Source organism: Amycolatopsis albispora, from assembly GCF_003312875.1.
GTDB lineage: Bacteria > Actinomycetota > Actinomycetes > Mycobacteriales > Pseudonocardiaceae > Amycolatopsis > Amycolatopsis albispora.
Genome location: NZ_CP015163.1, coordinates 4,025,020 through 4,039,135 on the forward strand (window position 1 = coordinate 4,025,020; position 14,116 = coordinate 4,039,135).

General features: G+C 71.1%; 12 protein-coding genes. 5 read left to right on the top strand and 7 right to left on the bottom strand.

The window, feature by feature from the left end; translation table 11 throughout:
• Positions 1–3 precede the first annotated feature (3 nt).
• From pucL to A4R43_RS18755, 3 genes are read left to right on the top strand one after another with little or no spacing between them, the layout of a single operon-like run.
• Complete coding sequence (pucL, locus tag A4R43_RS18745; protein WP_113693517.1) at positions 4–876, top strand: factor-independent urate hydroxylase; 873 nt, start codon at positions 4–6, stop codon at positions 874–876.
• Complete coding sequence (locus A4R43_RS18750; RefSeq protein ID WP_113693518.1) at positions 873–2,183, top strand: nucleobase:cation symporter-2 family protein; 1,311 nt, start codon at positions 873–875, stop codon at positions 2,181–2,183. The genes pucL and A4R43_RS18750 overlap by 4 nt, the downstream gene beginning before the upstream one ends.
• 15 nt (positions 2,184–2,198) lie before the next feature.
• Positions 2,199–2,771 carry a TetR/AcrR family transcriptional regulator gene (locus A4R43_RS18755; RefSeq protein WP_472240951.1) on the top strand — a complete coding sequence of 191 codons (573 nt, stop codon included), beginning with the start codon at positions 2,199–2,201 and terminating at the stop codon, positions 2,769–2,771.
• A 239-nt stretch (positions 2,772–3,010) separates the two neighbouring features.
• Here the strand turns inward: A4R43_RS18755 and A4R43_RS18765 are convergent, their stop codons facing one another.
• The gene (locus A4R43_RS18765; RefSeq protein WP_162788513.1) at positions 3,011–4,189 is read right to left on the bottom strand and encodes an IS4 family transposase; all 1,179 of its coding nucleotides are present in this window, start codon (positions 4,187–4,189) and stop codon (positions 3,011–3,013) included.
• A 240-nt stretch (positions 4,190–4,429) separates the two neighbouring features.
• Here A4R43_RS18765 and A4R43_RS18770 point away from each other — a divergent pair, with 240 nt between their 5' ends.
• Positions 4,430–4,693, top strand: coding sequence for a hypothetical protein (locus tag A4R43_RS18770; RefSeq protein ID WP_113693522.1), 264 nt, complete (start codon positions 4,430–4,432; stop codon positions 4,691–4,693).
• 81 nt (positions 4,694–4,774) lie between these two features.
• Here the strand turns inward: A4R43_RS18770 and pucD are convergent, their stop codons facing one another.
• From pucD to A4R43_RS18790, 4 genes are read right to left on the bottom strand one after another with little or no spacing between them, the layout of a single operon-like run.
• On the bottom strand, positions 4,775–7,018 hold the full coding sequence (pucD, locus tag A4R43_RS18775) for a xanthine dehydrogenase subunit D (protein WP_113693523.1): 2,244 nt from the start codon (positions 7,016–7,018) through the stop codon (positions 4,775–4,777).
• Positions 7,015–8,370 carry an 8-oxoguanine deaminase gene (locus A4R43_RS18780; RefSeq protein ID WP_113693524.1) on the bottom strand — a complete coding sequence of 452 codons (1,356 nt, stop codon included), beginning with the start codon at positions 8,368–8,370 and terminating at the stop codon, positions 7,015–7,017. The genes pucD and A4R43_RS18780 overlap by 4 nt, the downstream gene beginning before the upstream one ends.
• The gene (locus A4R43_RS18785; protein ID WP_113693525.1) at positions 8,367–8,837 is read right to left on the bottom strand and encodes a (2Fe-2S)-binding protein; all 471 of its coding nucleotides are present in this window, start codon (positions 8,835–8,837) and stop codon (positions 8,367–8,369) included. Before A4R43_RS18785 ends, A4R43_RS18780 begins: the two co-directional genes overlap by 4 nt.
• Positions 8,828–9,709 (bottom strand): FAD binding domain-containing protein, encoded by an 882-nt coding sequence (locus tag A4R43_RS18790; protein WP_113693526.1) that lies wholly within the window; start codon positions 9,707–9,709, stop codon positions 8,828–8,830. The genes A4R43_RS18785 and A4R43_RS18790 overlap by 10 nt, the downstream gene beginning before the upstream one ends.
• Positions 9,710–9,831: 122 nt before the next feature.
• Here A4R43_RS18790 and A4R43_RS18795 point away from each other — a divergent pair, with 122 nt between their 5' ends.
• Positions 9,832–11,283, top strand: coding sequence for a helix-turn-helix domain-containing protein (locus A4R43_RS18795; protein ID WP_113693527.1), 1,452 nt, complete (start codon positions 9,832–9,834; stop codon positions 11,281–11,283).
• Positions 11,284–11,287: 4 nt separating this feature from the next.
• Here the strand turns inward: A4R43_RS18795 and A4R43_RS18800 are convergent, their stop codons facing one another.
• Both A4R43_RS18800 and aceB read right to left on the bottom strand, forming a co-directional pair.
• On the bottom strand, positions 11,288–12,499 hold the full coding sequence (locus tag A4R43_RS18800; protein WP_113693528.1) for a DUF6986 family protein: 1,212 nt from the start codon (positions 12,497–12,499) through the stop codon (positions 11,288–11,290).
• A 4-nt stretch (positions 12,500–12,503) separates the two neighbouring features.
• On the bottom strand, positions 12,504–14,081 hold the full coding sequence (aceB, locus tag A4R43_RS18805; RefSeq protein WP_113693529.1) for a malate synthase A: 1,578 nt from the start codon (positions 14,079–14,081) through the stop codon (positions 12,504–12,506).
• Positions 14,082–14,116: the final 35 nt, after the last annotated feature.

Here is a 14,116-nt window from a genome sequence, read left to right on the forward strand (position 1 = left end):
GCCGTGGCGATCCGCCTGGGCCCCAACCAGTACGGCAAAGCCGAAGTCCGGATGGTCACCGTGCGGCGCTCGGGCCCGGTGCACCACCTCCGCGACCTCACCGTGTCCACCGCGCTCCGCGGGCACCTCGAACGCACCCACCTCACCGGCGACAACGCCGACGTGGTGGCCACCGACACGCAGAAGAACACCGTCTACGCCTTCGCCAAGCAGGAGCCGGTCGGCGAGATCGAGGACTTCGCGCTGCGCCTGGGCAGGCACTTCACCGGCGAATTCGACCACATCACCGGCGCGCGCATCCGGATCGAGGAACACGGCTGGCAGCGCATCACCGTCGGCGATGAACCACACGACCACTCCTTCCACCGGTCCGGGGACGAGCGCCGGACCACCGAGGTCACCTTCGACGGCGACCGCGTCCGGGTGCTGTCCGGGCTGACCGGGCTGACCGTGCTCAAGTCCACCGGCTCGGAGTTCCACGGCTTCCCCCGCGACCGGTACACCACGCTGGCCGAAACCGACGACCGCATCCTGGCCACCGCGGTCACCGCGCGCTGGCGGCACCGCTCCAGCACCGGTGACTGGGCTACCTCCTTCGGCGAGATCCGCCGCATCCTGCTGGAAACCTTCGCCACCAAGCACAGCCTTTCGTTGCAGCAGACGCTGTACGCGATGGGTGAGGCCGTGCTGCTGGCCCGCGACGAGATCGCCGAGATCCGGCTCTCGCTGCCGAACAAGCACCACTTCCCGGTCGACCTGAGCCCGTTCGGGCTGACCAACGAGAACGAGGTCTTCTTCGCCGCGGACCGCCCGTACGGGCTGATCGAGGGCACGGTGCTGCGGGATGGAGAAGTCGCCGAGGTGGATATCCCATGACCCATCCCGTAGACACCATTCCGTCCAAAGGGCAACTGATCGCGGGCGGCATCCAGCACGTCGCCGCGATGTACGCCGGGGTCGTCGCACCCCCGCTGATCATCGGCGCCGCCGTCGGGCTGAGCCCCGGCGAGCTGAGCCTGCTGATCAGCGCCAGCCTGTTCACCGCCGGGCTGGCCACCCTGTTGCAGACCCTGGGTTTCTGGCGGTTCGGCGCGCGGCTGCCGCTGGTCAACGGCGTCACCTTCGCCACCGTGGCGCCGGTGCTGGCGATCGTCAAGCAGCACGGCGGGGAGAACGCGCTCGGCGTGGTCTACGGCGCCACCATGATCGGCGGCATGCTGATGGTGCTCGCCGCGCCGTTCTTCTCCCGGCTGACCCGGTTCTTCCCGCCGCTGGTCACCGGCACGGTGATCACCCTGATCGGCGTCTCGCTGCTGCCGGTCGCGGTGAAGTGGATCGCGAACCAGCAGGACTCGGCCACCGGGCACGGGCTGCTGCTGGCCGGGTTCACCCTGCTCGCGGTGCTCGCGTTCACCCGGTTCCTGCCGGGTTTCTTCAGCCGGATCGCGCTGCTGCTCGGCCTGGTCGCCGGCACGCTGCTGGCGTGGCCGCTCGGTGAAGTGGACACCGCGACGCTGCGCGAGGCACCGGCGTTCGGCATCGCCAGCCCGTTCCACTTCGGCACGCCCGCCTTCGACATCGCGGCGGTGGTGTCCATGGCCATCGTGATGATCGTGATCATGGTGGAGAGCACGGCGGACATGCTGGCGCTCGGGGAGATCGTCGACCGGCCGTCCACCCCGCGCACCATCGCCGACGGCCTGCGCGCGGACGGCATCGCCACCGCGGTGAGCACCATCTTCGGCGGGTTCGCGGCCACGGCGTTCGCGCAGAACGTCGGGCTGGTGGCGCTGACCAGGATGGTCAGCCGGTACGTGGTCGCCGCGGGCGGCGTGGTGCTGGTGCTGCTCGGCGTGTTCCCGATCGCGGGCGGCATCGTCGCGCTGGTGCCGCAGCCGGTGCTCGGCGGGGCGGGGCTGGTGCTGTTCGGCAGCGTCGCGGTGAGCGGTATCCGGACGCTGGCGAAGGCGTCGTTCGAGCAGCCGGTGCACATCGCGGTGGTGGCCGCGGCGCTGGGCATCGGGCTGATCCCGATCGCCGCGCCCGGGTTCTACGAGCACTTCCCGTCGGCGGTGCGGACCGTGCTGGACTCCGGCATCAGCGCCGGGTGCGTGGCGGCGGTGCTGCTGAACCTGGTGTTCGGCGGGCGCAGCCGGGAACCGGCTCTTGATAGAACGCTCTAGCGGTATCCTGGGCTGGTGGGAAACACCAAGGAACGGATCATGACCGCCGGCGCCGAGCTGTTCCGCCGCAACGGCTACACTGGCACCGGGCTGAAGCAGATCGTGGCCGAGGCGAACGCGCCGTTCGGCTCGCTCTACCACTTCTTCCCCGGTGGCAAGGAACAGCTCGGCGAGGAGGTCATCCGGACCTCGGGCATGGCCTACATCGCGTTGCTCGACGAACTGATCGCGCCGGCGCCGGACCTGGTCACCGGCCTGGAGACGTTCTTCTCGGCGGCGGCGGAGATGCTGGTGGAGACCGGGTACGCGGACGCGTGCCCGATCGCCACGGTGGCGCTGGAGGTGGCGAGCACGAACGAGCAGTTGCGAATCGCCACGGCCGACGTGTTCACCGCCTGGATCGAGGCCGGTACGCGGGGCATCGCCGCGTTCGGCCTGAGCGAGGCGGATGCGCGGAAGCTCACCTTTGCCGTGGTCAACGCCCTGGAAGGCGCGTTCGTGCTGTGCCGAGCCATGCGAGACACCGAACCCATGGCGGCCGCCTCCGACTCGTGCGTCGCCTACGCGAAGACCCTCATCCCGGCCTAGGCGCAATGCCGGTCGATTAGGTGATCTTGGCTGGTCGGCGGCGGTGTCCGGTCGTGGCGGGCGGGACAATGGCGATTGTTGAGGTCGGTGGCCTGCTGGCCTTGTGTTGCTGTCGATGCTCTGCCCGTTTGACAGGGAAGTTACTCATTTTCCTTTTGACCACACGGGGATAGCGCCGGTCCCGGCGTTGCGGGTTGATCCCGGCGATGACGTCGGCCAGCAGCAGCCGGTAGTGATCATCATTGTGGCGCAGGGGGAAAAGACTCCGGTCGCCAGATCCGGGACCGGAGGACACGCACGGTGTTCTTGTGGGAGAGCCGGTCAGGATCCAGCAGGGCCTGACCGGCGGCGTCCACCTGCACGCACATCGTGGCGTAGTGCACCGCCAGATGCGCCCAGAACTCCTGCCGCACCCCCTCCGGCGACTTCGACCGGAAGATCTTCTCCTCGTTAAGCTGGACACTCTTGACCTGCTTGAAGAATCCCTCGATATCCCAGCGCTGGTGATAGACCGCGGCGAGTTCTGCCGCGGGAGCCCGCACCGGGTCCAGGACCGTGGTCACCAACCGGTAGACCTCCTGCGAACCGGGCAGCGTGTACTCGATCGCCCGAAGCCGGAACGGCCGCTGCCCCGAGGACTTCGGCGGGGTGATCTCAGCGATGAAAGACCCGTCACCCAGGCGTTGCGCGGGCAGCAGCCCCAGGTTCGCCGACACCCTCCACGCCAGATCCGCACCCGTGGCCGCCGCCGCCAGCCAGCGCCGGAACGAGTAGACGTGCCGGTCCGCCAGCACCAGCATGCCCGGCCGCAGCGAGGGAAACATCTCCTCGATCAGCATCGCCTCCCCGGCGGCATAGGCGTCCATCCGGGCGTCGAAGACCGCATGCGTGCCCACCTCGACCAGACACGCCGCCTGGATCTGCGGATACGCCGTTCTGCCCTCGCCACGGCCGGAACCCGGGCGGCCGAACTCGCGTTCGTTGTCTTCGGTGTCGGGCACGGTGAAGGTGGTCCCGTCCACCGCGGTCAGCAACCACTCCCGATACCAGGCACCCCGTGTTTCCTGCTGCGCCACGGGCTTCATCACCGCCCGCGCCACGGTTTCCATCGGACCCGCCCCCAGCCGGCGGCGGGCGTCCCCGATCGAGCCGGTCGTGGGCACCCGGTAACCCCGCCCGCCACGACCGAACACCGACATCAGGATCGCCATCGCCGAGCGGTAGGACTCATGCGGGAACAGGCACAACACCAGCGTGAAGTAGAAGACCAGCCTGGCCGGCAACGCCCGCGTCCGCTGCTCACGCCGCCAATACTGATCGATCACCCGATCGACCAGCTCAACCGGAAAAGTCCTGGTCAGCACACCGATAGCGGCCTGATCGGCCAAGCTCAGCCGCCCACCCACCTCAAGATCCACAAACCGCAGGCTACCGACCACCCCACGAACTAACCGACCGGCATTGGGCCTAGGCGCAGACGCGGCGCGCTAAGACGCACCCGAAGATTTCTCGCGGGATCGACCGCGATCGGCGCTGTCGTTCTGGGACTCGGCCTGGCCACCGCCGGTCCCGCCGCGGCCGCCACCGGCACCTGGAAGGCCTACGCGAACACAAATCCGATCACTTCCCGCGCCTGCTCCTGGACGTGCGGAACCACCGTGAACCTCACGCCGTCGGTGCTCGCGCAGACCTGCCTGGTGAAGTCCCCGGACGGGGACGCCATGCAGGGGGCGGTGATCGTGCGCAACAACCAGTCCAGCCTCTACCAGGCGAACGTGTCGGTTTCCCTGTTCCGGCCGAGCGGCCACCAGGTGCTGGAAGACTGGGATCGCCCGAAGTCCGGGGTCGGCGCGAAATCGTGGTCGGTGTGCTTCGGGAAGACCATCACCTATCCCGGCTCGACCCGCGCCGAGGGTCCGTGAACTACCGGGAGATCCCGGGTTCGCCGATGGCCTGACGGTCCGGCACCGGTGTCCCGGCCCAGGGACCGGGACACCGGTTCGCTACCTCAGCGCTGGCGACCGCTCCACGGTCAGGTGCTCCGGCCGCACCGGGACCCGCTCCAGCGCCAGGCCGGTGGCCGCCCGGATGGCCGCCACGATCGCGGGCGTGGACGAGATGGTCGGCGGCTCCCCCACCCCGCGCAGGCCGTACGGCGCGTGCGGATCGGGCCGTTCGAGCACGTCGATCGCCATCGGCGGCATGTCGAGCACGGTCGGGATCAGGTAGTCGGTGAACGACGGGTTCCGGATCCTGCCGCCCTCGGTCTGGATCTCCTCCATCACCGCGAGCCCGAGCCCCTGCGCCGAACCGCCCTGGATCTGGCCCAGCACGGCCTGCGGGTTCATCGCCCGCCCGACGTCCTGCGCGCAGTCCAGCGCCACCACCTTCACCAGCCCCAGCTCGGTGTCCACGTCCACCACCGCCCGGTGCGCGGCGAACCCGTACTGCACGTGCGCCCGCCCCGCCCCGGTCTCCGGGTCCAGCGCCCGCGTCGGCCGGTGCCGCCATTCGACGGTCTCCTCGAGCACCGTGTCCCCGAGCGCCTGCGCCAGGCTGACGTCGGCGACCAGCGGCGTCGCCACGCGCTCGTGCAGCGAAGCCCGCACGGCCTGGCACGCCGCCCGCACCGCGCCACCGGTCACGTAGGTCTGCCGCGAAGCCGAGGTCGAACCGGCGTTGCCGATCGTGGTGTCCATCGGCAACACGGTCACCTGGTCCACCCCCAGCTCGGTGCGCACGATCTGCTGCAGCACCGTGACCAGCCCCTGCCCCACCTCGCACGCCGCGGTCTGCACGGTCGCCACCGCTTCCCCGCCGACCACCTCCAGCCGCACGCGCGCGGTCGAGTAGTCGTCGAAGCCCTCGGAGAAGCAGATGTTCTTGATGCCGACGCCGTACCCGATCCCGCGCACCACGCCTTCGCCGTGCGTCGCGTTGGACACGCCGCCCGGCATGCGCCGCAGGTCGAAGCTCGTCTCCGGCGGCAGCGGCATGTCCCGTACGCGCTCCAGCAGTTCCGCCACCGGCGCCGCGGAGTCGACCACCTGCCCGGTCGGCATCACCGAGCCCTCGCTCATCGCGTTGCGGACGCGCACCTCGACCGGGTCCAGTCCGCACGCCTCGGCCAGTTTGTCCATTTGGGACTCATAGGCGAAACCCGCCTGCACCGCGCCGAAACCACGCATCGCGCCGCACGGCGGGTTGTTCGTGTAGGCACCCCAGCAGTCGACGGTCACGTTGGGCACGTCGTACGGCCCGACGCCGAGCGTGGCCGCGTTCGCCACCACCGCGCCGGTCGAGGACGCATACGCCCCGCCGTCCAGGTACAGCTTCGCGCGAACGTAGACCAGCTTCCCGTCCGCGTCGGCGCCGTGCTCGTAGTACATCCGCGCCGGATGCCGGTGCACGTGGCCGTAGAACGACTCTTCCCGGTTGTAGACCATCTTCACCGGCTTGCCGGTGTGCAGCGCGAGCAGGCAGGCGTGCACCTGGATCGACAGGTCCTCGCGCCCGCCGAACGCGCCGCCGACCCCGCCGAGGGTCAGCCGCACCTTCTCCGGCGGCAGGCCGAGCGCCGCGACGATCTGCTGCTGGTCCACGTGCAACCACTGCGTGGCCACAAAAAGATCGACGCCGCCGTCCTCGGCGGGCACCGCGAGCCCGCTTTCCGGGCCGAGGAAAGCCTGGTCCTGCATGCCGACCTCGTAGGTCCCGCGCACCACCACCGCGGCCTCGGCGGCCTGGTCACCGCGGCGGATCGGCACGTGGCGCACCACGTTCCCGCCGGGGTGCAGCCGCGGGCCCGCGCCCTCGACCGCGGCCTCCGCGTCGGTGACCGGCTCCAGCACCTCGTAGTCGACCTTGATCCGGTCCATCGCGCGGCGAGCCGTCTCGGGGTGGTCGGCGGCCACCACGGCCACCGGTTCCCCTTGGTAGCGCACCACGTCCACGGCGAGCACCGGCTGATCGGGGTGCTCCAGGCCGTAGGCGTTGGCGCCCGGCACGTCCTCGTGCGTGAGCACCGCGTACACCCCGGGCACGGCCAGCGCCTCGCCGATGGAGATGCCGTGGATGCGCGCGTACGGGTGCGGGCTGCGCAGGGTGGCGCCCCACAGCATATCCTCGTGCCACAGGTCCGACGAGTACGCGAACTCCCCGCGCACCTTGACCGTGCCGTCCGGCCGCTGCGGGCTGCTGCCGATCCCGCCCTCGATGGCGGGCACGGTTTCGGTGGACGTGCTCATCTCGCCTCCCTCAGCCGGGCGCTCACCTTGCGCAGGTCACCGGCGATCGCCGCGATGGCGGCGGTTTCCAGCCCACCGGCGGAAACCACGGTCCGCCCGCCGACCAGCACCCGATGCGGCCGCGGCGCGCTGCCCAGCACCAGCGCCGCCACCGGATCGGTGATCCCGGCGTGGTCGAGTCCGCCGAGATCCCACACCACCAGGTCGGCGAGCTTGCCCGGTTCGAGCGAGCCGATCTCCGACTCCCGGCCGAGGCAGCGCGCGCCGCCCATCGTGCCCAGCCACAGGGCCTCGCGCACGGTCAGCGCCTGCGGCCCGCCGCGCTGGCGCGCCTGCAGCAGCGCCGAATGCAGTTCGACCCCCAGTCCACCGTCCTCATTGGACGCCGCACCGTCCACGCCGAGGCCGACCGGCGCACCGGCGTCGAGCAGGTCCCGCACCGGCGCGATGCCGGTGCCGAGACGGCCGTTGGAGGTCGGGCAGTGCGCCGAACCGGTGCGGGTCTTCCCCATCCGCACGATGGCCGACGGCGCCAGGTGCACGGTGTGCGCGAGCCAGACGTCGTCACCGAGCCAGCCCATGTCGTCCGCGTATTCGGCCGGGGTGCACCCCTCCTCGGCCAGGCACTGCTCCTCTTCGTCGAGCGTTTCGGCGAGGTGGGTGTGCAGCCGGACGCCCTTGCGCCGCGCGAGTTCGGCGGCCCCGGTCATCAGCGCCCGGCTGACGGTGAACGGCGAGCACGGCCCGGCCGCGATCCGGACGTGCGCGTTCTTCGCGGTGTCGTGGTACCGGTCGATCGCCTGCTCGGTGCCAAGCAACGCGGCCTCGGTGTCCTCGACCAGGTTGTCCGGCGGCAGGCCGCCATCGGACTCACCGCGGTCCATCGACCCGCGCACGATGTGGCTGCGCACCCCGATCCGGCCGGTCGCCGCGACCAGCGCTTCGACCTGGTCACCGGAGTCGGACGGGAAAACGTAGTGGTGGTCGGCGACGGTGGTGCAGCCCGAAAGGGCCAGCTTCGCCAGCCCGGCGGTGGCCGCCGCGTGCGTGCTCTCGGCGTCGAGGCGGCCCCAGATCGGGTACAGCTCGACCAGCCACTGGAACAGGGTCGAGTCGGCGGCGAGCCCGCGGGTGGCCCACTGGTACAGGTGGTGGTGCGTGTTGACCAACCCCGGCGTGACCAGGCCGAGGCCGCCGAGGTCGAGGCGCTCGTCGTAGTCCCCGTCCGGCGCCGGGCCCGGCCCGGCCGCGGTGATCAGCTCGTTCTCCACCACCACGTGGCCGTCGAGGTGATCGGTGCCCTCGGCGTCCACAGTGGACACCGCGACCCCCTGGATGGCGATCCGGCTCATGCGCCCGCCCCTCGGGTCGCGGCCAGCTTCACCGCGTCGAGGATCTTCTCGTACCCGGTGCAGCGGCACAGGTTCCCGGCCAGCGCCTCGCGGATCTCCTCGTCGGCGGGCTCGGGCACGCGGGCGAGCAGGTCGTGCGCGGCCACCACCAGGCCGGGCGTGCAGAACCCGCACTGCACCGCGCCCGCGTCCACAAAGGACTGCTGAACCGGGTCCAGCCGGTCGCCGTCGGCGAGCCCTTCGACCGTGCGGACCTCGCGCCCCTCGGCCTGTCCGGCGGCGACCAGGCAGGCGCACACCGGCACCGCGTCCAGGTACACCGTGCACGAACCGCATTCGCCCTGTTCACAGGCATTCTTGGAACCCGGCAGGCCCAGCCGCTCACGCAGCACGTACAGCAGGCTCTCGCCCTCCCACACGTCGTCGGCCTGGCGCTGCTCGCCGTTGACGGTCAAGTTCACGCGCATGAACGCTCCCCTGCTCGGTACTCCTGCCACGCCCAGGTCAGCGTGCGCCGCGCGAGCACGGACAACGCGTGCCTGCGGTACGCCGCGCTGCCGCGGACGTCGTCGATCGGTTCGGTGCCCTCGGCCACCAGCTCACCGAAGCGGCGGCACACCGAATCCCGCAGTGGTGCGGGAGATTCCCACAAACCGGCGTCGGCCAGCTCGCCGGACAGGAAGTCCTCGGCGGCCCGGCTGCGCCGCGGGGTGGGTGCGGCCGACCCGATCGCCGCGCCGACGCGTTGCCGTTCCGGGTGCAGCGCGAGACCGAACGAGCACACCGCGATCACCATCGCGTTGCGCGTGCCGATCTTCGAGAACTGCTGCGGTGCCTTGGCGTCCGGCAGGTGGACCGCGGTGATCAGCTCGTCGGCTTCGAGCGCGTTGCGCTTCACGCCGAGGTAGAAGTCGTCGGCGGCGATCATCCTGGACCCGCGCGTGGAAGCCACCTCGATGGTGGCGCCGGTGGCCAGCAGCACGGGGTGGGTGTCCCCGGCGGGCGAGGCCGCGCCGAGATTGCCGCCGACCGTGCCGCGGTTGCGGATCTGCGGTGAGCCGACCGTGCGCGCGGCCATCGCCAGCCCCGGCAGGCGCTTCCCCAGTTCGTCGATCAGCCTGGTGTACGGCACGCCGGCGCCGAGCCGGATGGTGCCGTTCGTGGTGCTCCACTCACCCAGTTCGGTGATCCCGGTCAGGTCCAGCAGCGCCTCGGGCCTGCGGTGGTCGAAGTTCAGCTCGACCATCACGTCGGTGCCCCCGGCGATCGGCACCGCGCCGGGCCGCTCGGCCTTCACCGCGAGGGCCTCCGGCAGCGTGGCCGGACGCAGGAATTCCACTGGTAGCCCGTCCCTTCTTGGTGGATACACCAGTAGACAGCGGGTGAAACGGCTCGGCAACGGTGGCCGGACACGAAACTCCGTGAGCGAACCACCGGCATGTTGTGCTTTTCTACAAACCTATGACCGTGGTGAAAACTCTGCTGGAGCTACCGGAGCTGCGCCTGCGCCTGCGTGGCGGCGGCGACCTGCTCGACCGGCGGGTCACCCGGGTCTACGGCACCGAGCTGCCGGACCCCAGCCGCTACCTCTCCGCGGGCGAGCTGGTGCTCACCGGCCTGCTGTGGTGGCGCGGTCCCGGGGACGCCGAGGCGTTCGTGGCGGCGCTGGCCAGGGCGGGCACGGCGGCGCTGGCCGCGTCGGGTGCCGACTCCGGCGGCATTCCCGACGACCTGATCGAAGCCTGCGAACGCCACCGCATCCCGCTGCTCGAAGTGCCGCCCGACCTGTCGTTCGCGGTGATCGTCGAGCGCGTGGTCCTGGAGCTGGCCGCCCATCGAGAGGCCCCGCCGGGCAGGCTGCCCGCGCACGCGGTCGAGCTTTCGCTGCCGGAGTTGCTGCGGCTCGGCGCCACCGAACTGGGGGTGCCGTGCTGGATACTGGCGGGCACCGGCCGGGTGGTGGCGAGCACCGGATTGCTGCTGCCCGAGGCCGAACCGCTGGCCGCCGCGTTCAGCATGGGCGCGGAGGTGGACAGCAGGCACACCGTGCTCCCAGCCGGTGAGGGCTGCACCGTGCCGTGGGCGCTGGTGGCCGGTGGGGACACCGCGCGCTGGACCGCCGAGCAGCACGAGATCGCCGCCGAGGTGGCCGCGTTGATCGGCAGGCGGCGCACCCCGGCCCGGCAGACCGAGGCGGAAAGATCACTCTTCCGGGTGCTGAACGGCGGCGGTGATCTCGCCGAGGCCTTCGCCGCGGCGGGCTGGGCGCCGGACACCTCGGTGCGTGTGGTGCTCACCCGCACCGAAGGCGACGCGGTCGCCGGTGACCTGCTCGACGAGCTGCTCGCCGGGTACCCGCTGCGGGTGCTGCGCGGCCGGTTCGGCGACGACTCGTGCGCGCTGGTCGCCGCCGACGGCTGGCCGTCCGACTGGCCGGCCGCGGCCGGCCGCGCACTGTCCACAGTGGAACCCGCGCTGCCGCCGGGACGGGTGCTGGTCGGCGTCGGCGGCCCGGCGGCGCTGACCGGGGTCCGCGGTGCGCTCGAAGAAGCCGTGCACGCGCTGGAGATCGGGGCGAACCGCGAGGACCGGGTGGCCGTGGTGCCCGGTGAGGAGATCGGCGTGCACCGGCTGGTGCTGGCCGGGGTCTCCGACGAGCTGCGTGCCGCGCTCCGGCGCCGGGTGCTCGGCCCGCTGCTGGACTACGACGCCGCGCAGCACAGCGACCTGGTGCACACCGTGCGAGTGTTCCTCGAATCCTCCGGCTCGCCGGCGGTCGCCGCGAAGGCGCTGCACATCCACGTGAACACGCTGCGCTACCGCATCGGCCGGGCGGGCGAGCTGCTCGGCCTCGACCTGACCGACTTCACCAACCAGGTCGACGTCTACCTGGCCCTGCGCATCAGCGGCTGACGCCTCACGCCCGGCGGACGTAGCGGTCCAGGGTGGCCCGGTCCAGGTCGGGCAGGTCGGCGCCGGTGAGGGCACCGCAGTCCAGGCCCCGGCACAGGTAGGCCGCGAGCGCCTGCGCGGTCGCCGGTTCGTCCAGGAAACCACCCTCGGCCTGCATCGCGTACGCGCGCAGCCGCGCCGCCGCCGGTTCGAAGCCCGCGCGGAAGAACGCGTACGTGGCCGCGTACCGGCTCGGCAGCTGGTGCGGATGCAGGTCCCAGCCCTGGTAGAAGCCGCGTTCCAGCGACCGCCGGACCAGCCGGGCGTGCTCCCGCCAAGCGGCGCGCACGGCCTCGCGGTCCCCCACCGGCAGCTTGTTCGTCGAACCGTCGGACAGCCGCACCCCGGTTCCGGCGGCGGCCACCTGCATGAAGCCCTTGGCGAAGTCCGCCGCCGGGTGCTCCATGCTCTGGTACTCCGCGCTGATGCCGAGCCCGGCGCTGTAGTCGTAGGTCCCGTAGTGCAGTCCGGTGATCCGCCCGCCACCGGCCTGGATGATCCTGGTGACGGCGACCGTGCCGTTCTCGGCGAGGATCGACTGCGCCGTCTCGATCTGCACCTCGAACCGCAGCGCCCCGGTGTCCAGCCCGTACGCGCCTTCCAGTTGTTCCAGCACCGTCGCGCAGGCCGCCACCTGCTCGACCGCGGTCACCTTCGGCAGCGTGACCACGAACCCGGCGGGCAGCGCGCCTTCCCCGAGCAGGCCGTTGAGGAACAGGTCCAGCGTGCGGATGCCGCGCCGCCGCGTCGGCTGCTCGAAGCTCTTGAACCGGATGCCGGTGAACGGCGGCGCCTGGCCGTCCCGCACCGACGCCGCCAGTTCGGCACCCGCCGCCAGCGCGTCGGCGTCCTCGGCCTCGTCACCGGGACGGCCGTACCCGTCCTCGAAGTCGATCCGCAGGTCCTCGATCGGCTCGGCGGCGAGCTTCGCGGTCACCCGCTCGGCCACCGCCGTGTCCGTCTCAAGTGGACCGTGCTCGGCCAGCACGGCCACCGCCTGCTCGCCCCACCTGGCGGCGAGGTCGGCGGTGAACCGGCCGGCCGGCACGTACACCGTGTGCACCGGCTGACGGCCGGGCGGCTCACCGGGGTACCACCCGGCGACGCGGGCGTCCACCTCGGCGAGGCGGGCGTCGATGTGCGCGTAGACGTTTTCGGAGAGCCGCCCGGCTGCCATCGCGTTACTTGATCCGCTCGTAGGCGGGCAGGGTCAGGAAGTCGGCGAACTCCTCGGCGAGCGCGACCTCCTCGAACAGCTCGACGGCCGGCTCGAGCAGATCGTCCGGAATGGTCCCGGTCAGCTCCTTCCGCACCTCGCCGAGCACCTCGCGCACCAGCTCGCGGGTCACCTTCTGGCCGTTGTCCAGCTGGGTGCCGTTGCGCACCCACTGCCACACCTGCGACCGCGAGATCTCCGCGGTGGCCGCGTCCTCCATCAGGTTGTGGATGGCGGCGGCGCCGTTCCCGCCCAGCCACGAGGCGATGTAGCGGACACCGACGTCGACCGCGCCGCGCAGGCCCGCCTCGGTCGCGCCGCCCTCGGTGGATGCCACGTCGAGCAGCTGCTCCGCGGTCACGCTGACCTCGTCACGGGTGCGGTCGAGCTGGTTCGGCTTGTCGCCGAGCACCTTGTCGAACTCCTCCTTGCACAGCTCGACCATGCCCGGGTGCGCCACCCACGAACCGTCGAACCCGTCGTTCGCCTCACGCGCCTTGTCGGCGTGGACCTTCTTCGACGCGTTCGCCGCGACCTCGGGGTCCTTGCTCGGGATGAACGCGGCCATGCCGCCGATCGCGAACGCGCCGCGCTTGTGACAGGTGCGCACCAGCAGCTCGGTGTAGGCACGCATGAACGGCGCGGTCATCGTCACGCTGTTGCGGTCCGGCAGCACGAACTTCTCACCGGCGTCGCGGAAGTACTTGATCACGCTGAACAGGTAGTCCCAGCGGCCCGCGTTCAGCCCGGAGGCGTGCTCGCGCAGTTCGTAGAGGATCTCCTCCATCTCGAACGCGGCCGGAATGGTCTCGATCAGCACGGTGGCGCGGATGGTGCCGTGCGGAATGCCCAGCTCCTTCTGCGCGTGCGTGAACACGTCGTTCCACAGGCGCGCCTCGAGATGGCTCTCCATCTTCGGCAGGTAGTAGTACGGGCCCTTGTCGTTGGCCAGCAGCGCGCGCACGTTGTGGAAGAAGTGCAGGCCGAAGTCGACCAGCGCGCCGACGCCGGAGCGGCCGTCGAACTCCAGGTTGCGCTCGTCGAGGTGCCAGCCACGCGGGCGGACCACGATCGTGGCGTGCTCGACGTCGTCACGCAGGCGGTAGCTCTTGCCCTCCGGCGTGTCCAGCGCGATGTCGCCCCGGATCGCGTCACGCAGGTTGACCTGGCCGGACACCACGTTGCGCCAGTGCGGGGTGTTGGCGTCCTCCAGGTCGGCCAGCCAGACCTTGGCGCCGGAGTTGAGCGCGTTGATGGTCATCTTGCGATCGGTCGGCCCGGTGATCTCCACCCGGCGGTCGCGCAGCGCGGGTGGCGCCTCGGCCACCTTCCAGTCGGACTCGCGGATTTCCGCGGTCTCCGGCAGGAAGTCGAGCTTGCCGGTGCGCGCGGCCTCCTCGCGGCGGGCGCGGCGGGCCTGGAGCAGCTCGTCCCGGCGAGCGGCGAAGGCGGCGTGCAGACCGGCGAGGAAGTCCAGCGCTTCGGGCGTCAGGATTTCCTCGCCGCCTTCGACGGAATCTCCGAGGACACGAACTTGAGACATGTGTGAACACCCCAACTTGGAGACGTTTTCTATTT